This window comes from Bacillus sp. AM 13(2015) (assembly GCF_001518755.1).
Classification (GTDB): Bacteria; Bacillota; Bacilli; order Bacillales; family Bacillaceae; genus Bacillus; species Bacillus safensis.
In genome coordinates this window covers 1-25,737 of sequence record NZ_LKCP01000064.1, presented here as the reverse complement: position 1 = coordinate 25,737, position 25,737 = coordinate 1, and the positions used below count along the sequence as shown (strand labels likewise).

Below are 25,737 nucleotides of genomic sequence, written 5' to 3'. Positions count from 1 at the left end.
TTTTGAAAAAGAAAAATACAGAGAACGTAAGAATTATTGCACTCGGAGGCGTTGGAGAAATCGGAAAAAACCTATATGTCATTGAGATTGATTCGGACATATATGTAGTAGATGCAGGTTTAATGCATCCAGAAAATGAAATGCTGGGCATTGACGTCGTCATTCCTGATATCTCTTACTTAACAGAACGTGCTGATCGGGTGAAAGCAATTTTTCTTACCCACGGACATGATGAAGCAATCGGAGGCGTATTCCATTGCTTGAGCAAATTGTCTGTACCAGTCTACGGAACGAAGCTGACCCTTGCGTTACTTCGAGAAAAATTAAAGCAGTATGGCTTCAATCAAAAAGCTGATTTGCGTGAGGTACATGCAAAATCAGTCATTACTTTTGAAACAACAAAAGTATCATTCTTTAGAACGAATCACAGCATCCCTGATTCAGTTGGGATCAGCTTCAAAACCTCTCTTGGTTCAATCGTATGCACAGGTGATTTTAAATTTGATCAAACCCCAGCGCTTAACCAAGCCTGTGACATCGGAGAGATTGCGAAAATTGGAAATAATGGCGTTTTAGCACTGCTTTCAGACAGTGCAAATGCTGAAAAACCAGGTTATACACCTTCTGAGGCGCTCGTCCAAGACGAAATCTCAAATGCGATGTACAATGCTGAAAATCGTGTGATTGTTGCTGTGTCTTCATCTAATATTAACCGCGTGCAGCAGATCATTAATGCAACCAATCAAAATGGCCGTAAGCTTGCCGTTGCAGGGAAGAATATGATGACAACCCTTCAGCTGGCGATCAAGCTTGGTTATGTGACAGCAGACGAAGAATTATTTGTACCCGTTCAAGAAGTGAAGAAAATGGCGAAAAACGATGTGGTCATCCTGACTGCTGGAAGCCACGGAGAGCCGCTTGCTGCTTTAACAAAAATGGCAAAGCAAAATCACAAACAGCTTCATATTGAAAAAGATGACACTGTTGTGATTGCATCTACACCACTTCCTGGACAAGAACTCACATACTCTAAAACAGTGGATTTCCTAACAAGAAGCGGAGCACAAGTCATTTTTGCACAAAAACGTGTGCATGTATCTGGACATGGCTGCCAAGAAGAGTTAAAGCTGATGCTGAACTTACTAAAACCGAAGTATTTAATTCCGGTGAATGGCGAATATCGTATGCAAAAAGCACATTCTCGTATTGCCGAAGAAGTAGGTATGAAACGCAGCGACATTTTCTTGATTGATAAAGGAGATGTGGTTGAGTTTAGAGGACAGAACGTCAAAATCGGTGAAAAAGTTCACCAAGGGAACATTTTAATCGATGGTCTTGGCGTTGGTGATATCGGAAACATCGTGCTACGCGATAGACGCCTGTTGTCTCAAGACGGCATCTTGATCGTTGTCATTACGCTAGATAAACAAAAGAAACAATTAATTTCTGGACCTGAAATCATCACAAGAGGATTTGTCTATGTAAGAGAATCTGAAGAGCTGATTGTGAAAGCAACAGAAATGGTCAAAGGGATTGTCAAAGAGCAAACGGAAAACTCAATTGTTGAATGGTCAACATTGAAACAATCCATGCGCGATGTACTCAATCAATTCCTATATGAAAAAACAAAACGTAAGCCGATGATCATTCCAATTATTATGGAAGTGTGATGAGAAAAGCCCAAGGAGCATAAGCTCTTTGGGCTTTTTTGATGTAGCGTGAGGAATGCGGATGGAATATGGGCTATTTGTTCATAATAGGAGAAGAGTTTGAGGAAAGGATGGAGACAAATGGACGAAAAGAATGAACAGCAGCCTGAGCGAAAGCCAGAAGAAAAAGATAGCATTATGAGCAAAATACAGCAGCTTGGTGAAACAGCCGTTCCGCAGCTGCCGCAAGATACAAATATCCATTGCCTCACCATTATTGGACAAATTGAAGGCCATATGCAGCTTCCACCGCAGAATAAAACAACCAAATACGAACATGTCATTCCACAAATCGTAGCTGTTGAACAAAACCCGAAAATAGAGGGCCTTTTGATCATCTTAAATACAGTAGGGGGAGATGTTGAAGCGGGACTCGCAATTGCAGAAATGCTTGCTTCTTTATCAAAACCAACTGTCTCGATTGTGCTTGGCGGCGGCCACTCTATAGGTGTCCCGATTGCTGTATCGTGTGACTATTCGTATATTGCCGAAACAGCCACAATGACCATTCACCCTGTGCGATTAACAGGTCTCGTGATTGGTGTTCCGCAAACCTTTGAATACTTAGATAAAATGCAGGAAAGAGTCATTAACTTTGTCACAAGCCACTCCAACATTACAGAAGAGAAGTTTAAAGAGCTCATGTTCTCAAAAGGCAATTTGACAAGAGACATCGGAACAAATGTCGTTGGTCATGAGGCAGCGGAATACGGACTCATGAATGAAGTCGGCGGTGTAGGACAAGCGATTAAAAAGTTGAATGAACTTATCGGAGACAGGGCATCTCAAAACGAGGGGCTGATCCAATGATTTTATATACGCCTATGCCATATGAAGCCATTTACGCTGAGGAACAGGGAGAACGTAAACTCCAGCAGGTAAACATTCAAGGTGTGCCAGTGATGGTTGAAATGAAAGAAGACGAAGCAGAAATCGTTCAAGTCATGAGCACCAATCCTATGGATTTTCTCAATCAAGAGCTTGCACCAGGCAAGCGATTGAAGTTACATTTAGGCACCAATCAAACCGACTCATATGAATGATTCTATGCTATAATAAAGGGAAAACTTACAACAAGATGCAGCCAAAACCAGGCTGCTTTCTTTCTGATCTTTCGGTAGGTTATATTTTCTTTCGTAGTAAGGTGATGAGTATGGCTAAAAAGAGCAAACGGAAAACGAGAAAAAAACAAAATAAACAGCTAAAACTGAAATATGAATTAAATGGGTTAGTCTGTATTGCCATAGCGATCATTGCCATTTTACAGCTGGGCGTTGTTGGACAAACCTTTGTACATTTATTCCGATTTTTTGCAGGTGAATGGTTTATTCTCTGCCTTATCGGATTATTTCTTTTTGGTGTGACGATTTTCTGGAAAAAACAAATCCCAGATATTTTGACAAGAAGAAAAGCAGGTCTCTACTGCATCATTGCGAGTATCTTGCTTTTGTCACATGTGAAGCTTTTTCAGCATCTTTCATCTGCTGGCGTCATTGGCTCTCAAAGTGTAATTAGAAATACATTTGAGCTTTTCTTGATGGATATGAAAGGTGAAACAGGGTCACCTGATTTAGGTGGCGGCATGATCGGAGCTGTATTGTTTGCTGCTTCTTATTTCTTATTTGCGCAAGCAGGCTCGCAAATCATGGCAATTGTCCTGATGCTGATTGGAATTGTTCTGATTACAAACCGATCCCTGCAGGAAATGGTGAAAAAAGTGACGATTCCTGTATCACAATTTATGGTGAAGCAGTGGAAGGCGTTTGTTGAAGATATGAAAGGAATCAGGCAGGCGAAAAAAAGCGCGTCCTCTCAGAAAACAGGTGAAAAGAAAAAACGTTCACGCATTCAAGAACAGGACGAGGATGATCTGATCTTGATCGAAGAGGAAACGCCGTCTTCTGAGAATAGCCAGCCGATTATTTCAAGCTTTGCAGACAGGGATGACATTCTCACCCCGCCCGTTCAAAAGAAGCAGGCGGCAAAAGAGACAGAGCCTCTTCAAGAGTCTGTGCAAAGTGCACCAGTTCAATCAGATACAGCTGATGAACCAAAAGAGGCACCGCCGATGACATTTACAGAACTTGAAAACAAAGATTACGAATTGCCGTCACTTGATATTTTGGCAGAGCCGCAGCATTCAGGTCAGCAAACAGATAAGAAAAATATATATGAAAATGCAAGAAAGCTTGAAAAAACATTTCAAAGCTTTGGTGTGAAAGCAAAAGTCACACAGGTTCATTTAGGTCCAGCTGTGACCAAATATGAAGTATATCCAGATGTTGGCGTGAAGGTCAGCAAAATCGTCAATCTAAGTGATGATTTAGCACTCGCCCTTGCAGCAAAGGACATTCGAATTGAGGCGCCGATTCCTGGTAAATCAGCCATCGGGATTGAAGTTCCGAATGCAGAAATCGCTATGGTTTCATTAAAAGAGGTATTAGAATCGAAGCAAAATGACCGTCCAAATGCTAAGCTCCTTATTGGCTTAGGACGCAATATCTCGGGTGAAGCCGTGCTTGCCGAAATGAACAAAATGCCGCATTTACTTGTAGCAGGTTCGACTGGAAGCGGAAAAAGTGTGTGTATCAATGGCATTATCACAAGTATTCTCATGAGAGCAAAGCCTCATGAAGTGAAAATGATGATGATTGATCCCAAAATGGTTGAATTAAATGTGTATAACGGCATTCCGCACCTTTTGGCACCTGTCGTAACAGACCCTAAGAAAGCTTCTCAAGCACTTAAAAAAGTAGTCAGCGAAATGGAACGGCGCTATGAATTGTTTTCTCATACTGGGACAAGAAATATTGAAGGATACAATGATTACATTAAACGAATGAATCAAACAGAAGATGCCAAACAGCCAGAGCTTCCTTATATTGTTGTCATTGTAGACGAGCTTGCTGATTTAATGATGGTGGCTTCCTCTGATGTGGAAGACTCCATTACAAGACTTTCTCAAATGGCTCGTGCTGCGGGAATTCATTTGATTATCGCCACACAAAGACCTTCTGTCGATGTCATTACTGGTGTCATTAAAGCCAACATCCCGTCCCGCATTGCCTTTAGCGTATCCTCACAAACAGATTCAAGGACGATCCTTGATATGGGGGGCGCAGAAAAGCTGCTGGGCAGAGGGGACATGCTGTTTTTACCTGTTGGTGCAAACAAGCCGGTTCGTGTGCAAGGCGCCTTTTTATCAGATGAAGAAGTGGAACATGTTGTTGATCATGTGATCACACAGCAAAAAGCCCAATACCAAGAGGAAATGATTCCAAGCGAAGAAACGCAGGATCAGCTTGCAGCTGTGGAAGATGATCTATATGATGAAGCAGTTGAACTGATTATCGGCATGCAGACGGCTTCTGTCTCTATGCTGCAAAGAAGGTTCCGCATCGGTTATACCCGGGCAGCACGTCTCATTGACGCAATGGAAGAACGAGGCGTTGTAGGCCCATATGAAGGAAGTAAACCAAGAGAGGTTCTTCTCTCAAAAGAACAATATGACGAGCTCTCTTCATAAGTTGAAGAGAGCTTTCCTGAAAAATAGTAAACGATAGTATGATTATGTTAACTGGATGTCAGACTATTTATTTATTTGCAAAAACATGATATAGTTATGTTCAACTTATCTCGGAATAGAGATTTCTCATCTTATCATTTGCATTGATTAGACGGAGGGAAAACATGTCGACCAAAACAGACAATCGCCATTTATATTTGAAAGTGATTGACCGTATTAAAGAAGATATTCAAACAGGTGTATATGCCGAAAAAGAAAAGCTGCCTTCTGAGTTTGAGCTCTCAAAGCTTTTAGGTGTGAGCAGAGCGACACTGCGTGAAGCCCTTCGTATATTAGAAGAAGAAAAGTATTTAATAAGAAGGCATGGTGTGGGGACTTTCGTCAACTCAAGACCACTTTTTTCGACAGGCATAGAACAGCTGACAAGTGTCACGAAAATGATTGAGCAGGTCAATATGACGCCTGGTACCATCTTTTTATCCTCGCAAGAAGGGGAGCCAACAGAGAATGATGTCATTCGTTTTCAGTGTGATGAATCTGATGGGATTTTTTCAATGGAACGCGTTCGAACGGCAGATGGACAGCCAGTTGTTTATTGTTTAGATAAAATTCCAGTCAAACACCTTCCCGCTTCTTTTACACATGAAGAAGAGTCTCTTTTTGAGCTGTTTGGAAGAGAACCGCACAGCGGGATTAAATATGCAGTTGCGGACATTGAACCAATTGGCTACCACGATCAGGTTTCACCGATTCTAGATTGTGACCCTGAAACGGCGTTATTATTACTGAAACAAATGCACTATGATCAGGATGATCAGCCGGTCTTATACTCCCTCAATTATTTTCGAGCGGATAAATTCAGCTTTCATGTCATACGCAAACGATTTTAACAAGCAGTCGCTTCCATTGGCGGCTGCTTTTTGTTTGCCTATACATAATACTCGTCAAACTTGCCACACTAATACGTAACAGTATATAGAATTGGGTGAATGATGTTGGGCGAGAAAACAGTCAGTAAAAAGAATATCATTGCGTTATCATCAGTCCCTCTAATCATGACACTAGGGAACTCGATGTTAATACCTGTATTGCCAGAGATAGAAAAGAAACTCTCGATCACTTCCTTTCAAGTCTCTCTCATTATTACGGTATATTCGGTCGTAGCAATCCTATGTATTCCAATCGCCGGTTATTTATCAGACCGGATTGGGCGAAAAAAGGTACTGCTGCCGTGTCTTTTAATCGCCGGACTTGGAGGGGCTGTGGCAGCAGTCGCCTCAACAATCATGAAAGAACCGTATATGTGGATTCTTCTTGGCAGGGTCCTTCAAGGTGTCGGTTCAGCTGGAGCGGCACCTGTTGTTATGCCGTTTATAGGAGATTTGTTTCATGATGATGAAGAGGTCAGCGCAGGACTTGGCGCCATTGAAACCTCTAACACAGCGGGAAAGGTCCTAAGCCCGATTATTGGGGCACTTCTTGCTTCATGGTTTTGGTATGTGCCGTTTTGGTTCATTCCGTTCTTTTCGGCCATCAGCTTTCTCATGGTACTGTTCATGGTAGAGTCGGCGAAAAAAGAGGAGGACCCGCCTACATTTAAAGAGTTTTTAAAATCAACAAAGACCATTTTTAAGCATGAGGGACGCTGGATTTATGCCATTTTTGCTATTGGCGGTTTTATTATGTTTCTTCTTTTTGGTGTGCTTTTTTACTTATCCGATAATCTAGAGGCAGCTTATCAAATAAAAGGTGTCAAAAAAGGGTTCCTGCTGAGTATTCCGCTCCTTTTCCTATCAATCAGTTCCTTCGTTGCTGGAAAAACGATTGGAAAAGAAAAAGGGAAAATGAGAATCTTTTTAATCGCAGGTATGGCTTTGTTATCACTTTCTTATATTTTTTTATGGTGGAATCACAGCTTTTACGTATTGTTTATCTGTTTAAGCATTGGCGGTGTTGGTATCGGTATTGTGCTGCCTGCACTTGATGCGCTAATTACAGAAGGAATTGAAAAAGAACAGTGCGGTACCATTACCTCATTTTATAACAGTATGCGTTTTATCGGTGTTGCTTTAGGGCCTCCGATTTTTGCCTATCTTATGGATAAAGGCGACTCCATTGTTTTTATTCTCTCGACCATTTGCAGTCTCATTTCACTATTTTTGGTCCTCTTTTTCATCCAGCCAGATGAAGAGGATGAGAGCGAACAATTGAAAACAGTTTAAATATAGAAAAAAGACGGCATTTTGCCATCTTTTTTTCTTTTTTATAAATTGACATGTAAAATTTTGATAGTTAAACTAATGTATAGTAATATCTTTTAAATTATCCCAAATTGGAGGTGTTCAAAAACATTCATTTTCTGTCTTTCTTTAGGCAGAAATTGAGCTCGCGTGCTGATGATGGAGATGTGTTTCTTCAACACGTAAGGACAATTGAATAGGTCATCCTGCCATTTGAAGGAGACGCAGTCAGCACTTCAGACACGCTCAAATACAGCAAATTGATTGATGAACTAGAAGGAGCTTGAAGCAGCTATGTTGCAAATAATTAAAGCAAGATGGATTGTATTAGTGGTGTGGATGATAACAGCTGTGATTCTGTTTATTACTGCGCCCGATTTAGAGGAATTAACAAGAGAAAAAGGGCAATTAAAGGTTCCGGAGGGGACACCAACAGCTGAGGCACTTCACCTATTGGATAAGCTGTCAGATAAGAACGGGAAAAAAGATACAGGTGTGCTTGTATTCTCCGAACAACATCTGTTCCCTGCGAAAGAGCAGGAATTAAAAAAGGCTTTAGCTGCACTCATGACACATGCCCCAGAACTCCACATTGACGGAATTACTTCATATTTTCATGTAGATCCGGACATTCAAAAACAACTTTTATCAAAGGATAAAAGTACACTTCTTGTTCCATTCAAATTCGACCACTACGAAACAAAAGCTGTGAAGATTAAAGAACAAATTGAGGAAGTTTTAAAGCCCTATCATGTCTCATATGAAATAACGGGTCAAAAATTTGTGGATTCAGATGTCATTAAAAGTTCTCAACAAGGTCTGAAGAAAACTGAACTTATCACGATGATTTTTATTTTCTTTATTTTAATTATTGTTTTCAGATCGATATTGGCACCTGTTGTTCCGCTCATTACGATAGGCATTTCTTACGCTGTCAGCCGGTGTATTGTGGCTTTTCTTGTAGAATATACACAATTTCCTCTATCTAATTTTACTCAGATTTTTATGGTAGCCATTATGTTCGGTATCGGAACGGATTATTGCATCCTGCTGTTAAGCCGTTTTAAAGAGGAGATCGGTCAAGGCCGTGATGTCAAAGAGTCGATTATCGTCACGTATCAATGTGCAGGGAAGACGGTATTTTTCAGCGGCTTAGCCGTGTTAGTCGGCTTCTCAAGTATTGGATTTGCTAAATTCCAATTGTATCAATCAGCCGTTAGTGTTGCCGTTGGAGTGGGCATTCTGCTGATTGCCCTTGTCACCATCGTTCCCTTTTTTATGTCTGTTTTCGGAAAATCTCTATTCTGGCCATCTAAAAGAGAAAACATTCGGCACCCGCAAAGTAAAATGTGGGAATGGGCTGGGCGTTTTTCATTTAAAAGGCCGCTGATCAGCTTAGGTTTAGTCGCTCTTATTACAGTGCCTCCTATTCTGATGTACGACGGCACCCTATCTTATAACAGTTTAAATGAAATTGGGAATAAGTATGAGTCGGTGTCTGCATTTAATACGATATCAGAGCAATTTGGCTTTGGTGAAGCGCTGCCTCTGAATGTGCTAGTCGAAAGTGACAATAAGCTAGATAATCAAGAAAAGATTGTGATCATTGAAAAACTGACCCGCAAACTAAATGACATTGACGAAGTCAAAACAGTCCGCAGTGTCACGCGCCCTGTTGGAGACGGGCTGAGCCAGCTTTATGTCACCTCTCAAGCGAAAGAGCTGGGAGGAGAACTTGGCAAAGGACATGAAGGAATCGGGAAAATTTCTGATGGCTTGACCGAAACAAATCTGGCCCTTCTCAAACAAAAACCAAAAATTGAAGAATCCGCTCAAGGCATTGACAAGCTGATTGATGGAACGAAAGCAATCAAAAGCGGTATCGGAGAAGTCAGGGAATCCCTTATCTCTTTAGAAGATGGGGTGAGGCGCAGTAAAGAAGGCGTCGGTACGATTCGAAGTAAAATCAAAGAAGCGAAAAAGGAATTAGAGCAAGAATATCGCAGCAGCAAAACGATGATTCAAGAGCTAGAGCAAGTGGTGAAAACACTGGAACGCCATGCGAAATCGAATCAGCAGCTGATGACAACCATTAAGAAAGTAAAGAAATCTTATGAAAATCTATCATTTGAAGCACTAGAAAATCGTCTTCCAGAAGTAAAAGACATGGAAGAATATAAAGAAATCAAGAAAGTATTCAAAGAAACAAAAGGAATGCTTGATCAAGCAGGGGATCAAATGAGTGTATATGAAGAGGAAGCCTCTCACTTTAAGCAAAAGATCAAGCAGGCAGATCAAGTGATTCAAACCTTATCAAGCAAGCAAAAAGAAGTAAAACGCCAAGTGCAAGCGCTCATGGATGGGCTTGATCAAATTTATGACGGTCTTGACCAAACAAATGAGGGCCAAAAACAATTGATTAAAGAAATGCCTAAAATTGAAGATGGTGCAGAGCAGCTGACAGACGGCCAAAAAGCCATCAAAAAAGGATTTGGCCAGCTTTCATCAAAACTTACATTATTAACAGATGGATTAGATGAAAGTATTGAAGGGCTTGAGCAGGTCAAAAGCGGCTTCACCGAGGCTGACGGCTACTTAAAACAGCTTCAGCAAGCACCAGATGAAGAAATAACAGGCTGGTTTATTCCAGAAGAAGTGCTGAAACGCCAAGAATTTAAGCAAATCTTTCATACGTATATGTCTCCAGATCGTAAATTAACGACTTTTGAAGTCATCCTAAATGTGAATCCATACAGCAATGAAGCGATGAAAGGTGTCGCAAAAATCGAGGAAACTCTTGATCAATATTTACCTGTAAGTGGACTCAAAAATGCCAAATACGGTGTATCTGGTATCTCAAGCTTAAATGTGGACTTAAAAGAAACGTCTGACGGTGACTTTATTCGAACTGTCATCTTCATGTTAATTGGTATTTTTATAATTTTAATTATTTTATTACGGTCAATCGTCATGCCGATATACTTAACACTTTCACTGATTTTAACGTATTTTACATCGATCGGGTTAACAGAATGGATCTTTAAAACATTTTTTGGCTACGATGGTGTCAGCTGGGCTGTCCCATTTTTCAGCTTTGTTATTCTTGTGACACTCGGGATCGATTATTCCATCTTCCTCATGGATCGTTTTAATGAATGGAAGGGAGAGCATGTACAAGCATCGATGATATCAGCGATGAGAAATATGGGTTCTGTCATTATTTCTGCAGTGGCCATTTTGGCAGGTACGTTCGCCGCTATGCTGCCATCGGGAGTATTATCACTTGTTGAAATTGCAACGGTCGTACTCATTGGACTTTTATTATATGCTTTTGTTGTATTGCCGCTCTTTATTCCGGTCATGGTTCGTATTTTCGGTAAATGGAATTGGTGGCCTTTTAGAATGAAATAACAACTGGCGTCTCTGCTATGAGCAGAGGCGTTTTTATTTCCTATCCTTTCCTCTGATTGATATAATGTCTATTAAATGGCTGTTTCACGTATATATCAGCTATGTTCTAATACATAATAAATAGGATGAACAAAGGAGGTTTCTCATGACGTACTTACAAGAGAAGACACTGGACACACCTGGTCTTCATACTCATATTGTCAAAACAGAAAAATTTAAAACCGTGACAATCCTTTTTAAAATGCTTGCACCGTTATCCAAAGATGACGTCACCATGCGTTCTCTTTTCCCGCATGTGTTGTTAAGAGGAACAGAAAAGATGCCGAAAACAGGTGCATTGCGTGCTTATTTTGATGAGCTCTATGGAGCAACCGTTTCGGCAGACATGGCGAAAAAAGGTGAGAATCACATTATTACCTTCCGTCTAGAAATGGCGAATGAAAAATATCTAAAGGATCAAACCCCTTTACTAGAAAAAGGGATTGCCTTACTATCTGACCTATTATTCCACCCATATGTTGAAGATGGGGTGTTTAGTCAATTATATGTAGATCAAGAAAAACGCACGTTAAAACAGCGAATTCAGGCAGTCTATGATGATAAAATGCGTTATTCGAATTTAAGACTCGTGCAGGAAATGTGTAAAGGTGAACCATATGCACTGCACGTCAATGGTGAAATGGAAGACATCGACGCAATCACCGCTCACTCGCTCTTTGAAGCTTATGAGCATGCGCTTCAATCAAACCAGCTTGATCTTTATGTAGTAGGAGATGTTGACGAACAAGACATCAGCCGAATGGTCTCCCAATACTTTAAAACAAGTGAAAGAGAACCGATCAAACAACAGACTGAATCAGCTAGACCTCAAAATGAACCAAAAGAAGTCATTGATGAAGAGGACGTAAAACAAGGCAAACTGAACATCGGCTTTCGCACACATACAACGATTGCAGATAAAGATTATCCGGCGCTGCATTTGTTTAATGGTATATTCGGCGGTTTCTCGCATTCTAAGCTATTCATCAATGTTCGTGAAAAAGCAAGTCTTGCGTACTACGCTGTTTCTAGACTTGAGAGCTTTAAAGGCATGATGATGGTCATGTCAGGGATTGAAGTTGGCAACTACCAGCAGGCAGTAGACATCATCAAAGAACAATTTGAAGCGATGCAAAAAGGTGATTTTTCTGATGAAGCAATTGATCAAACAAAAGCAGTCGTCAAAAACCAGCTGCTTGAAACGATTGATACATCTTATGGGACAGCAGAATATTTGTATCAGCATGCCGTTGTGCCAACTGGGGAAACCCTTGATTCCTTTTTGGAAGCATTAGAACAAGTGACAAAAGAGGACATCATCAAAGTGGGTCAGAAAATCGAGTGGGATACGACCTATTTTCTTAAAGGAACGGAGGGTGCTTCATGACAGTGAAAACAATTCAATTCGACCAGCTGCAAGAAACGGTCTATCACGAAAAAATGGAAAGCGGACTTGACGTCTATGTGCTGCCAAAGCAAGGGTTTAACAAAACCTATGCGACCTTTACAACAAAATATGGCTCAGTTGATAATGAATTTGTGCCGCTTGGCAAAGAAGACATGATTCGAGTACCTGACGGAATTGCCCATTTCTTAGAGCATAAGCTGTTTGAAAAAGAAGATGGAGACGTGTTTCATACCTTTAGTAAACAAGGAGCATCCGCAAACGCTTTTACTACGTTTACGAGAACGGCTTATTTATTCTCAAGCACCTCAAATGTCGAACAAAATCTTGAGACACTTATTGATTTTGTTCAGGAGCCTTATTTTACTGAAAAAACAGTCGAAAAAGAAAAGGGTATTATTGGCCAAGAGATTAACATGTATGACGACAATCCGGACTGGCGTTTATTCTTTGGTCTGATTGAAAATTTATATCAAGAGCATCCTGTGAGAATAGATATTGCTGGAACAGTAGAGAGCATTGCCCCTATTACAAAAGATCATTTGTATGAATGCTATGAAACGTTCTATCACCCGAGCAATATGCTTCTTTTCGTTGTCGGTCCCGTTGATCCGAAGCAAATTTTAGATCAAGTCAGAGCGAATCAGGCGAAAAAGCCATTTACAGATCAGCCGGAGATCAAACGAAAAGACATCAATGAGCCTGAAGGTGTATATCGGAAAGAATACGAACTACCAATGAACGTACAAGGCTCTAAATGTATGTTCGGGTTGAAAACAAAAAATCCGCATAAAAAAGGAAATCAACTGCTAAAGCATGAGCTTGGGATGAACCTCATTTTAGAGACGCTGTTTGGCAAAAGCTCATTACAATATGAACAGATGTATGAGAAAGGCTTAATTGATGAAACATTCAGCTACGATTATACAGAAGAAGGCGGCTTTGGCTTCACTTCAGTTGGCGGGGATACAAATGATCCTGATCAACTCGCAAAAGTATTAAAAGAAACCCTTCTTCAAGCAAAAAGCCTCATGACAGAGGAGAAAATTGAGCTTGCCCGCAAGAAAAAAATCGGCAGCTTTTTAAAAGCCATGAATTCTCCAGAATACATTGCGAACCAATTTACTCGATATGCATTCTTAGACATGAGCTTATTTGATGTCGTCACAGTGCTGGAACAAATTCAATTAGCTGATATTCAGCAAATTTTAGATGAAGAAATTGATGAAGAACGGATGTCCGTTTTCAAAGTCGTCCCAAAAACAAAATAAATGTAAAAAGACAAACTCATATCGGCAGAGTTTGTCTTTTTTTATGTTTATTGAAAAAGCCGCTTTATTTGCGAGGATATTCATTGACAATTGTTTTGTTCGTTAGTTAAACTCTTTAATAGTTAAACACTTAAACTAAAAAGGAGCAGCGTATGGAACAAAATAAAATTGCCCAGCTCATCCAGAGGTATACAGATGTCTATCTCATGATGGAGAAAAAAGTATCGAGTATGATCACAGAAAAGCTTGATAAAGAGCTGACGCTTGATCAATATTACTCCCTTCGATACATCAATTTACATCCGGGGTGTACATCAACGGACCTGGCTTATGTATGTAATGTAAACAAAAGTGCTGTAACATCTATGACCAATCGTCTTTTTACGAGAAACTATATTTTTCGTGAACATGATCAAGCTGACAGAAGAAATGTTCACCTGTATGTCACGCCAGAGGGCAAAGATGTAGTCAGCCGAATGGAAAAGCAGCTTCAAGACCTAGTTCGATCTTATTTTGAAAAGCTTGAAGAAAAAGAAATGGAATCATTTATTCAAACATATGAAAAGATCTATCAAGTGATCATCGAAGAGGAGGCACAAAGTACTAATGAGAGCAATCATAAAGGGTAGATGGCTGATCACGATCCTGTGGGTCGTATTAGCGGCAGTGTTACTCATCACCGCTCCTAATATGGCGCAATTAACAAAAGAAAAGGGGCAAATTTCTGTACCAGACGGCTATCCGTCCTCATATGCCAATCAGTTATTAAAGAAAATGTCTGAAAACGGGGATACAGAAAAATCAATCGTCATTGTCTTTCAAGAAAAGAACATTGTGAAAGAAAGAGAAACCTCTTTAAAAAAGGCAATGGACATTTTAGAAAAGGATCAAGATCTCCACATAGAGGACATCACTTCTTACTTTGAAGCCAATAAAGATATTAAAAAACAAATGCTCTCCAAAGATCAAACGACACTTCTTGTTCCAGTTACATATGACTCAAACAAAATCAAAGCATCCGATTTTAAAGAAAGAGTCAATGAAAAGCTGAAAAGCTTAAACCTGAAATTTGAAATGACAGGGCAGCCGTTAATTGATGATGATGTTATCACAAGTTCGCAGGAAGGCTTGAAGAAAACAGAATTCATTACGATTGGGTTTATTCTCGTCGTTCTTGTTCTTGTTTTTAGATCAGCTGTGGCGCCTTTCGTTCCGTTAGTCGCAGTGGCACTGTCTTACTTGGTGAGTCAATCGATCGTGGCTTATTTAGTAAAATATGTAGACTTTCCGCTCTCGACCTTTACTCAAATCTTTATGGTCGCGATCATGTTTGGAATTGGAACGGACTACTGCATACTGCTTCTCAGCCGCTTTAAGGAAGAGATCGCACATGGTAAAGATAAAATTGAGGCGATTCTCATTACGTATAAAACAGCAGGAAAGACCGTCTTATTCAGCGGAATTGCGGTTCTGATTGGTTTTACATGTATTGGTCTGGCACAATTTCAGCTTTATAAATCAGCTGTTGCAGTAGCAGTCGGGGTTGCTGTGCTCATTGTGGCCCTTCTCACGATTGTACCGTTCTTTATGGCGGTTTTAGGAAAGGTGTTATTTTGGCCGATTAAAGGCGATATTGCTCACCCGCAGTCAAAAATGTGGGAAACAGCAGGCCGCTTTTCATTTAAGAAACCGCTTTTCAGCTTAATAATCGTAGGAATCATTACACTTCCGCCCATTCTGATGTATAAAGGAACCCTTTCTTATAACAGCTTAGATGAAATTGGTAACAAATACGAATCGGTCAACGCATTCAATACCATTTCTGACAAGTTTGGACCGGGTGAAGCACTTCCGGCAACAGTGGTCGTGAAATCAGCTGATGTTTTAGACAACAATGAAGGGCTGATTGCCATCGAAAAACTCAGCCGTGCAATTGAACAAACAGATGGTGTCAGCAAAGTCAGAAGTGCTACCCGTCCTGTCGGTAAAGGGCTGAGTGATCTGTACGTGAAATCACAAGCCAAGGAACTGAACACAGGGCTTGATAAAAGCAATGAAGGATTGAAAAAAATTCAGGATGCCCTCACAACAATGAGTCAATCCATTGAGGATCAAACGCCGCAAATCAAATCATCAGGAAAAGGGATTAATCAATTGATTTCCGGTACTGAATCTGTGCAAACAGGGATTCAAAATGTTGAAAAATCCTTAAGAAAATTGCAAAACGGCATCGACCAAAATAAAAAAGGTGTAGAAGCCATTAAAAATGAAATCAAAGGTGCGAAAAAGGAATTAACGGCTCAAGTCGCACAAGTGAATCAGCAAGTTTCGCTGTATAAAAGCATTTCTAAAGAACTAAAGGCGGCGTTAGCGCAAGTGGATACATCATCCTCTGCCGCAGCAGATGTAAAAGCGTTAATCAAACAAGCAAATACACAATTTAGTACACTTGAAAAGCAAATCCCGCAGGTAAAAGAAAATCAATCGTATCAAGCGATCAAAGCTTCGTACAATGAACTTTCTGCGACCTTGCAAGAAGGGGCGAAACAGGCAGACAGCTATGCCAAACAAGCGAAAGAAGCTAGAAAGCAGCTTGAAGCAGCTGATGCCTTTATCGCAAAAGCCTCAGAGCAGCAAAAAGTCTTGACGAGTCAAATCGATGAACTCATTGCTGGCTTAGATGCAGTTGAAACTGGACTGGATCAAACGTCTAAAGGCCAAGGACAATTAGCTGATAATATGCCAAAGCTTGCAAATGGAGCGGGCGACATCATTAATGGTCAAAAGCAAATGAAAGAAAAGATTGGCGGCTTTGGGGATGATCTGACAAAGCTGACAGATGGCCTGAACAAAAGTGTTAATGGACTGGAGAAAATTTCGAGCGGCTTAATGGGTGCAGGTGACTACTTAGATGAACTGAAAAATGCACCAGATCAAGACATGGCCGGCTGGTTTATTCCAAAAGACGTCTTAAAAAATAAAGCGTTCAAGCAAGTATTTGATTCATACATGTCAGATGATCGCAAGATGACAAAAATTGATGTCATTTTAGAAAAAAATCCATATGGAAATGAAGCTCTGTCGACAATAAAACAAGTGGAAGCTTCTGTTGAAAGGGCACTTCCTGAAACAAACCTAAAAGATGCGTCATTTGGCGTTTCAGGTGTATCAAGTATGAACGCTGATCTGAAACAGCTGTCAGACCAAGATTTCAATAAGACGGTGCTTTACATGATGATTGGTATTTTCCTTATTTTGGTGATCTTGTTCCGTTCGCTTGTTATGCCGCTGTACTTGGTAGGTTCACTCATATTGACTTACTTTACAGCAATCGGTATAACAGAATTTATTTTCACCCATTTCTTCGGATATCCAGGCATTAACTGGGCTGTACCATTCTTTGGATTTGTCATATTAATGGCGCTCGGAGTCGATTATTCGATTTTCTTAATGGAGCGATTCAATGAATACAAAACAAAAGACATCCAGTTTGCCATGACCGAATCAATGAAAAATATGGGATCTGTCATTATGTCTGCTGCTGTTATTCTGGCAGGAACATTTGCCGCAATGCTTCCATCAGGTGTGCTGTCTCTCTTGCAGATTGCGACACTTGTCCTCACAGGACTTTTATTGTACGCACTCGTTGTGCTACCATTGTTCGTACCTGTAATGGTGAAATTGTTCGGATCAGCCAACTGGTTCCCATTTAAACGAAAAGAATAGGTATCCCATATAGAAAGAAGGAATCAATGTGATGAGTCGTTGGGCGCTGATAACAGGTGCCAGTGGCGGGATTGGGCAGGCAGCAGCCAAAAAGCTTGCCCAAGAAGGCTGCAACCTAATGCTTCATTATCATAAAAATGAACAGGCAGCTATGCGCCTCGCCGCTCATTTGGATGAGGCATATCACATTCAGACGCATGTCGTTCAAGCAGATTTAGCTATAACGGGCGGAGCAGATGAGCTTGTCAGCCGCCTGCCGCTCTGTCCAGATATACTTGTTTTAAATAGCGGCAGGAGCCATGTCGGATTGGTGACAGACACAGAAAAAGATGTATTAGCCAGTATGGTGCAGCTTCATGTCACAAGTCCATATGAGCTTACCCAATCCCTTTTACCTGCCATGATCCAAAAGAAAGCAGGCCATATCATTGCGGTCAGCTCGATATGGGGAGAAACGGGAGCATCGTGTGAAGTGCTGTACAGCATGGTCAAAGGTGCGCAAAATGCGTTTATAAAAGGATTAGCAAAAGAGCTTGCCCCAAGTGGAATTAGAGCAAATGCTGTCTCACCAGGTGCTGTCAAAACAGACATGATGAGTAGTTTTACGCAGGAAGACATCGCAATGCTGGAAGAAGAAATCCCGCTTGGCCGGCTTGCATCGCCTGAGGAAGTTGCAGATGTCATTTGGTTTCTCGCCTCAAAACAGTCAAGTTATATCACAGGTCAAATTTTATCTGTTAATGGCGGCTGGTACTGTTAAAAAACGTGTATAATTCGTCTCTCCATGACAAAAGCTATGGCTGTAATTCATCTTTTCGAATGGAGGAATCGACATGTCTGTACTTGAGAACTGGGACCATTGGAAAAACTTTTTAGGTGATCGCTTAAATCATGCGCAGGATAAAGGTTTAGAAGATGAGACCATCAATAACCTTGCATATGAAATTGGCGGATATCTAGCTAACGAAGTTGAGGCAAAGAACGAGCAGGAAAGAGTACTTGCTGACCTTTGGAGCGTTGCATCAGAAGATGAGCAGCGTGCCATTGCAAATATGATGGTCAAGTTAGTTGAAAATAATAGCTCGCACTAAACAAAAAGAGGGGTCGTTTGTGCCTCTCTTTTTATTTTAACCGTTTCACAACATTGTGCTTTCTAAAAATGTGAAAATGCTTTATGATAAAGGAAGGTAAAAATTTGCCACAATGAAGGGGGTAATATCATTTGGCAAAGCTCGAATGGTATTTTGAATATGAGATACAGGTAAACCGTCCCGGACTTTTAGGAGACATTTCTTCTCTAATGGGGATGCTTTCAATTAATATTGTGACAATCAATGGTGTTGATGTATCAAGACGCGGAATGCTTTTACGCTGTGACCACACAGATCAAATTAAGCGGCTTGAATCAATTTTAAATACAATGGAAACGATAAAAGTAACGAAATTAAGACAGCCAAAGCTTCGTGACCGCTTAGCTGTTCGTCATGGAAGATACATACAGCGTGATGCGGATGACAAAAAGACGTTCCGTTTTGAAAGAGACGAGCTCGGTCTTCTTGTTGATTTTATGGCTGAACTCTTTAAAAAAGAAGGACATAAATTGATTGGGATTCGCGGTATGCCGCGTGTCGGAAAAACAGAATCAATTGTGGCTTCAAGTGTTTGTGCAAGCAAGAGATGGCTGTTTGTATCGTCTACTCTTTTGAAACAGACGATCCGAAGTCAGCTGATCGCAGATGAATACAGCCCAGATAACGTCTTTATTATTGATGGAATTGTGTCGACAAGAAGAGGTTCTGAGAAGCATTTGCAGCTTTTAAGGGAAATTATGAGACTGCCTGCAACAAAGGTGGTCGAGCATCCAGACATCTTTATTCAAAATTCAGAATATACAATGGATGATTTCGACTATATCATTGAATTGCGTAATAGCGCAGACGAAGAGATTACATATGAACACGCTGAAGAACCACAAGTGTTTGATCATTCTGGTTTTTCTGGCTTCGATTTTTAATATGGTAATGGTAGGTGTTTGTTTTGACTGAATTGGGAAAACGGCTCGTTGAGGCCAGAGAGGAAAAAGGGATGTCGCTGGAGGATCTTCAGACGGTTACCAAGATCCAAAAGCGCTATTTGCTAGCAATCGAACAAGGAAACTATGATATTATTCCAGGTAAATTTTACGTCAGAGCGTTTATTAAACAATATGCCGAAGCCGTTGGACTGAATCCTGAACAATTGTTCGAAGAGTTTCGTAAAGATGTTCCAAGCACGTACAATGATGAAGTATCTGATAAATTATCGAATATTAAGCCGCAAAGAGAGCTGCCAAAGCCTGCCTCGAAAGTGCTTGAACTATTGCCGACAATTTTAATTATTGGAGGCATCATTGTGGTCATCGCCATCATTTATGTGATCGTGCAGGCGGTCAATCATGATAGCGGACAGAAGAATAATCAGGCGGCCCCTCAGCAATCAGAATCTAAATATGAAGTATCTGAGGATTCATCTCTTGCAAAAGATCAAAAGAAAAAAGAAAAAGCTACGTCAGATGATAAAGAAAAATCATCTAAAAAAGACGATTCATCAAAAGACGATGAAACGGTCTCTTTAAAGGCGACGAATACAGAAGGCTCGACGACTACGTATGAAGTATCAGGTGCAGACGAAATGGAGTTAACAATTTCTGCCTCGCAAGCTTCATGGCTGCGCGTAAGAGACGAATCTGGAAAAGTGCTGAAGATGGGTGAACTAAAAGATGGCGAATCGTTTAAAACAGACCTGTCTGATCTTTCTCAGGTCGATATTCGTCTAGGCAATGCGTCTGGAATTGATATCAAGGTAAATGACGAGACACTTAAGTACGAATTAGACCCTAAGAACACCATGACACAAAACATTGTGATTGTGAATAAAGGAAAGGAAAAGTCATCTTAAGCAAGTAGATGACTTTTCTTTTGTTCCTACTATTATATATACATAAAAATTTGCATTATTGGAGGATTGAATTTCATGTTTAACTTACCGAATAAAATAACCCTTTCTAGGATCGCCTTGATCCCTGTTTTTATGATCATTATGCTTGCACCGTTTGATTGGGGTGTCGCACGCTTTGGCGACGTCAGCATCGAAGTAACGCACCTTGTTGGAGCGATTCTGTTTATTGTCGCTTCAACAACTGACTGGATTGATGGCTACTACGCACGTAAACTTAATTTAGTGACGAACTTTGGTAAATTTTTAGATCCGCTTGCAGATAAATTGCTTGTTTCAGCTGCTTTAATTATACTTGTTCAATACAACCTCACACCGGCATGGATGGCGATAGTGATCATCAGCCGTGAATTTGCTGTAACAGGTCTAAGGCTTGTATTAGCCGGAGGCGGTGAAGTAGTGGCGGCGAATATGCTTGGAAAAGTGAAGACATGGGCGCAAATCATTGCGATTTCAGCACTTTTACTGCATAACCTGCCGTTTGAACTTGTATCATTCCCGTTTGGTGATCTAGCGATGTGGGTAGCGGTGTTCTTCACTGTTGTCTCAGGCTGGGATTACTTTGCAAAAAACTGGGAAGCTTTAAAGAATTCTAACTAAAAAGGACGTGTACGCTTTGAAGTCAGAGAGAAAAGCAGAAATTATTGCAGTCGGTTCCGAACTCTTGCTAGGGCAAATTACGAATACGAATGCACAATTCATCAGCAAACAACTAGCTGGAATTGGTGTGAATGTTTATTACCACACAGCAGTTGGTGACAATCCAGAGCGTTTAAAACAGGCCATTCAGGTGGCGCAGGAAAGATCTAATTTTATTATCTTCTCAGGTGGTCTTGGACCAACCAAAGATGATTTAACAAAAGAAACAATTGCGAGCACGCTCGGTAAAGAGCTTGTCCTAAATGAAGAAGCATTTGAATCGATTCAAGACTACTTTCGAAAGACCGGCCGCGATATGTCACCGAACAACCGTAAGCAGGCACTCGTTCTAGAAGGATCTGATGTGTTTGTGAACCGTTTCGGGATGGCTCCAGGTATGTTTGTTCAAGAAGACGATACGTTTTATATGCTTCTTCCTGGACCGCCAAGTGAATTGCATCCGATGTTTGAAAACGAGGCAAAGCCGCTGATTTCTGAGAAGCTTGGCTTGAAGGAAAAAATTGTGTCTGTTGTTCTGCGCTTCTTCGGAATCGGTGAATCGCAGCTTGAAACAGACCTAGAAGATTTAATTGATGCTCAAACCAACCCGACGATTGCACCACTCGCATCTGACGGTGAAGTGACGCTAAGGCTGACTGCTAAGCATGAGGATGAAAAAGAAACAGAACGTCTGTTAAAAGAAACAGAAGCGAAAATTTTAGCGCGGGTAGGAGAGTACTTCTACGGATATGGGGATACATCACTTGTCCGCGAAGCGTCCAAAGCCTTGCACGAGCACGGGAAAACAGTAGCAGCAGCAGAAAGTCTGACTGGTGGAATGTTCTCCGAATGGCTGACAGATCTCGAAGGGGCATCATCCATTTTGAACGGAAGTGTGGTTTGTTATACAAACCAAGTAAAGCAGCAGGTACTTGGCTGCCGGGAAGAAACACTGTCTTCTTATGGGGCTGTCAGCAAAGAGTGCGCTTTAGAGCTTGCTGAAGGGGTTAGAAAGCTAACCGGAAGTGATATTGGCATTAGCTTTACGGGTGTAGCAGGACCTGATACCCAAGAGGGTCAGCCTGTTGGAAAAGTATTCATTGGATTATCCACGAAAGACCAGACGGACGTGTTTGAATGGATGTTTACGGGCAGCCGGTCGGGCATTCGAAAGCGCGCTGTGAAATATGGTCTGCATCACTTACTCAACTTATTAAAAGAGAGTTAATTTTGTTTTTTGTTAGGTTTACTCCTTTATAAAAGAGCGTTTTTTTCTAATAGAAAACACTCTTTTCTTAAAAAATCGGTCGAGAAAAAAATCGAATATGTGTTCGTTTTTTTCTTGGCAAATGACGTAAAACAAGGTATAGTATAGATAGTGGAATTGATAAAGGAGGAAACAATAGAATGAGTGATCGTCAAGCAGCCTTAGATATGGCTCTTAAACAAATAGAAAAACAGTTTGGTAAAGGCTCTATTATGAAACTAGGAGAGCAAACAGATACACGTATTTCAACAGTACCTAGTGGTTCGTTAGCACTTGATACTGCGCTTGGAATAGGCGGATATCCCCGAGGTCGTATTATCGAAGTATATGGTCCAGAGAGTTCTGGTAAAACGACAGTAGCCCTTCATGCCATTGCTGAAGTTCAGCAGCAGGGAGGACAAGCTGCATTTATTGATGCAGAGCATGCACTTGATCCAGTTTACGCTCAAAAACTAGGTGTCAACATTGATGAACTGTTACTTTCTCAGCCGGATACAGGAGAGCAAGCACTTGAAATTGCAGAAGCTCTTGTCCGCAGTGGGGCAGTTGATATTGTTGTGATTGACTCTGTAGCTGCTCTTGTACCAAAAGCAGAGATTGAAGGAGACATGGGTGATTCACACGTTGGTCTTCAAGCGCGTTTGATGTCTCAAGCACTTCGTAAACTATCAGGTGCTATCAACAAATCAAAAACAATTGCCATCTTTATTAACCAAATTCGTGAAAAAGTTGGTGTCATGTTTGGTAACCCTGAAACAACGCCTGGTGGACGTGCGCTAAAGTTCTATTCATCTGTTCGTTTAGAAGTGCGCCGTGCTGAACAGCTGAAACAAGGCAATGACATTATGGGGAATAAAACGAGAATTAAAGTGGTCAAAAACAAAGTAGCACCGCCATTCCGTATTGCGGAAGTAGACATTATGTACGGTGAAGGGATTTCAAAAGAGGGAGAAATCATCGACCTTGGAAGCGAACTAGATATCGTACAAAAGAGCGGCGCTTGGTATTCTTACCAAGAGGAACGTCTTGGACAAGGCCGTGAAAATGCGAAACAGTTCCTAAAAGAAAATAAAGATATCATGCTGATGATCCAGGAGCAAATTCGAGAACATTACGGCTTGGATACTAACGGAGTAACGCAGCAGGAATCTGAAGAAGCGCTAGAACAATTAGAATTAGAATAAAAATTAAATTAGTATGAAATGATAAAAAAGGCTGAGTGAAAAACTCAGCCTTTTTTATTTTGCAAAAAACTTTCGACAACTTTTTCAGTACTTCATCCGTCTAAAGTGTACAAAATGGAATTTATTTTGGGAGGAAAAAATAATGACAAGCCCGACCCGCAGAGGAACTGCAAAACGCAGAGGGAGAAAGCCAAGTCAGAGGGGAAAACTTGTGCTTGTTTTTTTAGCAGCGATGATTTGCTTTACGATGTGGAATGTGCTTCATCGAACTAGTGAAGAAAAAAACCCGTTTCAAAAAACTGCAGTAGCTTTAGAAAACAGCCAGAAAAAAGAAGTCAAAAGGAAAACCGCCAAAATATCAAAGGAACAAATCAAAACAGTGGACCGCAATCACAAAATCAGCAGCTATTTAAAGGAGATTGGTTTCAGCGGAACCGCCATGATTGTTAGGAATGGAGAAATCGTAACAAATAAAGGTTTTGGTTATGCAGACCGTAAACGAAAAATTCGAAATAATCCATCAACATCTTTTTATGTCGGTTCGTCACAAAAAGCGCTGATTGCAACCGCCATTTTACAGCTTGAGGAAAAGGGGAAACTCCGGACAAGTGATCCGGTAAGCACGTATTTACCTCATTTCCCTAACGGACATACAATTACTTTGAAAAATCTGCTTACACATACATCGGGAATAAACGGACATATTGAAGGAAACGGCGCAATTACTCCGGACGAATTAATAAAAGACATAGAACGTCAGGGAATTAATCGTCAGCCGGGCGTATGGGGCTATAAGGATTCCAACTATTCTGTTCTTGCTTATATTGTTGCCGAAGTAAGCGGTGAGTCCTATGAACAATATATAACGAATCATATTTTTAAACCGGCGGGAATGACGCATGCAGGCTTTTACAAAACATATAAAAAAGAACCTTATCCTGCTGTCGGGTATAAGCTGAAAGGCAGCAAAGCGGTTACACCGTATATGCCCGATCTATCTCAGCTGTACGGTGCTGGAGATATTTATATGAGTGCTATAGATATGTACAAATTTGACCAAGCCCTGATTGACGGCAAACTGTATTCGCAGAAGAGCTATAAAAAGATGTTTACGCCAGGAAGCAGCTCCACATACGGAATGGGATTTTATGTTGCTCCCGGTAGCTATTCAAACCATGGTGTCATGCCGGGCTTCAACATTTTGAACAGCTTTAGCAAATCTGGTCAAACCATCGTTGTTTTGTTCTCCAATATACAAAATAACACTAAACTGGGCCAAGTGAACAATAAAGTATATCAGCTGCTGAATCAAGAATAATTCTGATCTGCTTTTGCAAACGCTAAGATAGCTAGCTTGACAAGTATTTCCGACACAATTACAATGGGAATGTATCACTTGTTTTTCTTAACATGATTGATAACTAATTTAAACTTGACAAGGGCAGTGAGGATCTCATTCCCTGTGAAGGCCCTGTATGTTGAGACACAAAACAATGTACATGCCGACACTTTATTTGTAAAACCAAGTTCATAGCAAGAGGAGGTGAAAATATGTCGCCTACGATGTTTACGATCATCTCCATTTTGCTGAGCCTAATCTGTTTAGTTGTTGGCTACTTTGTTCGTAAAACCATTGCAGAAGCAAAAATATCCGGCGCAAGAAACATGGCCGAACAAATTGTTGAGGATGCAAAGCGTGATGCGGAAGCATTGAAGAAAGAAGCGCTCTTGGAAGCGAAAGATGAAATTCATTCGTTTCGTGTAGAGGCGGAGCAAGAAGTTCGTGAAAGACGAAATGAGCTTCAAAGACAAGAAAACCGTTTACTTCAAAAAGAGGAAAATCTTGATCGCAAAGACGAATCTTTAGATAAACGGGAGTCCCTGTTGGAGAAGAGAGATCATTCTCTGAATGAACGACAACAACATATTGAAGAGATGGAAAGCAAAGTGGATGATATGATTCGTTTGCAGAAAGCCGAGTTGGAACGCATTTCAAGTCTAACTCGAGATGAAGCGAAACAAATCATTCTGGATCAAGTTGAAAATGAGCTTTCCCACGACATTGCAGTCATGACGAAAGAATCTGAAAACCGAGCGAAAGAAGAGGCTGACAAAAAGGCGAAAAACATTCTTTCACTTGCGTTACAGCGTTGTGCAGCTGATCATGTAGCTGAAACAACGGTATCTGTAGTCAATCTTCCAAATGATGAGATGAAAGGTCGTATTATCGGACGTGAAGGACGAAATATCCGTACGTTAGAAACGTTAACTGGTATTGACTTGATCATAGATGATACACCTGAAGCTGTTATCCTATCGGGCTTTG

20 protein-coding genes are annotated in these 25,737 nt (G+C 40.8%); all 20 read left to right on the top strand.

Annotation, left to right across the window (positions count from 1 at the left end; genetic code table 11):
- Positions 1–2 precede the first annotated feature (2 nt).
- Positions 3–1,670, top strand: coding sequence for a ribonuclease J2 (gene rnjB, locus AOQ70_RS10885; RefSeq protein WP_012010007.1), 1,668 nt, complete (start codon positions 3–5; stop codon positions 1,668–1,670).
- Positions 1,671–1,790: 120 nt separating this feature from the next.
- Positions 1,791–2,519 carry a ClpP family protease gene (locus tag AOQ70_RS10880; RefSeq protein WP_024424124.1) on the top strand — a complete coding sequence of 243 codons (729 nt, stop codon included), beginning with the start codon at positions 1,791–1,793 and terminating at the stop codon, positions 2,517–2,519.
- Positions 2,516–2,752 carry a YlzJ-like family protein gene (locus tag AOQ70_RS10875; protein WP_008344712.1) on the top strand — a complete coding sequence of 79 codons (237 nt, stop codon included), beginning with the start codon at positions 2,516–2,518 and terminating at the stop codon, positions 2,750–2,752. Before AOQ70_RS10880 ends, AOQ70_RS10875 begins: the two co-directional genes overlap by 4 nt.
- A 110-nt stretch (positions 2,753–2,862) precedes the next feature.
- Positions 2,863–5,235, top strand: coding sequence for an FtsK/SpoIIIE family DNA translocase (locus tag AOQ70_RS10870; protein WP_059376250.1), 2,373 nt, complete (start codon positions 2,863–2,865; stop codon positions 5,233–5,235).
- Between the two features lie 164 nt (positions 5,236–5,399).
- On the top strand, positions 5,400–6,125 hold the full coding sequence (locus AOQ70_RS10865) for a GntR family transcriptional regulator (RefSeq protein WP_039178693.1): 726 nt from the start codon (positions 5,400–5,402) through the stop codon (positions 6,123–6,125).
- 102 nt (positions 6,126–6,227) lie between these two features.
- A complete protein-coding gene (locus tag AOQ70_RS10860; RefSeq protein ID WP_059376249.1) occupies positions 6,228–7,457 on the top strand; it encodes an MFS transporter in 1,230 nt (409 codons plus the stop codon).
- A 312-nt stretch (positions 7,458–7,769) separates the two neighbouring features.
- Positions 7,770–10,886, top strand: a complete 3,117-nt coding sequence (locus AOQ70_RS10855) for an MMPL family transporter (RefSeq protein ID WP_059376246.1) — start codon at positions 7,770–7,772, stop codon at positions 10,884–10,886.
- A 145-nt stretch (positions 10,887–11,031) separates the two neighbouring features.
- A complete protein-coding gene (gene yfmF / locus AOQ70_RS10850) occupies positions 11,032–12,312 on the top strand; it encodes an EF-P 5-aminopentanol modification-associated protein YfmF (protein ID WP_059376243.1) in 1,281 nt (426 codons plus the stop codon).
- Entirely contained in the window at positions 12,309–13,601 is a 1,293-nt protein-coding gene (yfmH, locus tag AOQ70_RS10845) for an EF-P 5-aminopentanol modification-associated protein YfmH (RefSeq protein WP_039178701.1), read from the top strand. Before yfmF ends, yfmH begins: the two co-directional genes overlap by 4 nt.
- Before the next feature lie 152 nt (positions 13,602–13,753).
- On the top strand, positions 13,754–14,230 hold the full coding sequence (locus AOQ70_RS10840) for a MarR family winged helix-turn-helix transcriptional regulator (RefSeq protein ID WP_039178702.1): 477 nt from the start codon (positions 13,754–13,756) through the stop codon (positions 14,228–14,230).
- The gene (locus tag AOQ70_RS10835; RefSeq protein WP_059376241.1) at positions 14,208–17,327 is read left to right on the top strand and encodes an MMPL family transporter; all 3,120 of its coding nucleotides are present in this window, start codon (positions 14,208–14,210) and stop codon (positions 17,325–17,327) included. The genes AOQ70_RS10840 and AOQ70_RS10835 overlap by 23 nt, the downstream gene beginning before the upstream one ends.
- Before the next feature lie 31 nt (positions 17,328–17,358).
- Positions 17,359–18,087: an elongation factor P 5-aminopentanone reductase gene (gene ymfI, locus AOQ70_RS10830; protein WP_039178709.1), complete on the top strand. Its 729-nt coding sequence runs from the start codon at positions 17,359–17,361 to the stop codon at positions 18,085–18,087.
- A gap of 73 nt (positions 18,088–18,160) precedes the next feature.
- Positions 18,161–18,418, top strand: coding sequence for a DUF3243 domain-containing protein (locus tag AOQ70_RS10825; RefSeq protein ID WP_024424114.1), 258 nt, complete (start codon positions 18,161–18,163; stop codon positions 18,416–18,418).
- A 131-nt stretch (positions 18,419–18,549) separates the two neighbouring features.
- Positions 18,550–19,341 (top strand): DUF3388 domain-containing protein, encoded by a 792-nt coding sequence (locus tag AOQ70_RS10820; protein WP_003211480.1) that lies wholly within the window; start codon positions 18,550–18,552, stop codon positions 19,339–19,341.
- 23 nt (positions 19,342–19,364) lie between these two features.
- Positions 19,365–20,264 carry a helix-turn-helix domain-containing protein gene (locus AOQ70_RS10815; protein ID WP_059376236.1) on the top strand — a complete coding sequence of 300 codons (900 nt, stop codon included), beginning with the start codon at positions 19,365–19,367 and terminating at the stop codon, positions 20,262–20,264.
- Between the two features lie 75 nt (positions 20,265–20,339).
- A complete protein-coding gene (gene pgsA, locus AOQ70_RS10810; protein WP_047202208.1) occupies positions 20,340–20,921 on the top strand; it encodes a CDP-diacylglycerol--glycerol-3-phosphate 3-phosphatidyltransferase in 582 nt (193 codons plus the stop codon).
- Positions 20,922–20,937: 16 nt separating this feature from the next.
- Positions 20,938–22,188 carry a competence/damage-inducible protein A gene (locus AOQ70_RS10805; protein WP_059376234.1) on the top strand — a complete coding sequence of 417 codons (1,251 nt, stop codon included), beginning with the start codon at positions 20,938–20,940 and terminating at the stop codon, positions 22,186–22,188.
- A gap of 179 nt (positions 22,189–22,367) precedes the next feature.
- Positions 22,368–23,411: a recombinase RecA gene (gene recA, locus AOQ70_RS10800; protein ID WP_039178719.1), complete on the top strand. Its 1,044-nt coding sequence runs from the start codon at positions 22,368–22,370 to the stop codon at positions 23,409–23,411.
- Positions 23,412–23,553: 142 nt separating this feature from the next.
- Complete coding sequence (locus AOQ70_RS10795; protein ID WP_059376232.1) at positions 23,554–24,729, top strand: serine hydrolase domain-containing protein; 1,176 nt, start codon at positions 23,554–23,556, stop codon at positions 24,727–24,729.
- A 233-nt stretch (positions 24,730–24,962) separates the two neighbouring features.
- Positions 24,963–25,737, top strand: a 775-nt coding sequence (locus tag AOQ70_RS10790) for an Rnase Y domain-containing protein (protein WP_156417746.1), incomplete at its 3' end; no start/stop codon positions are given.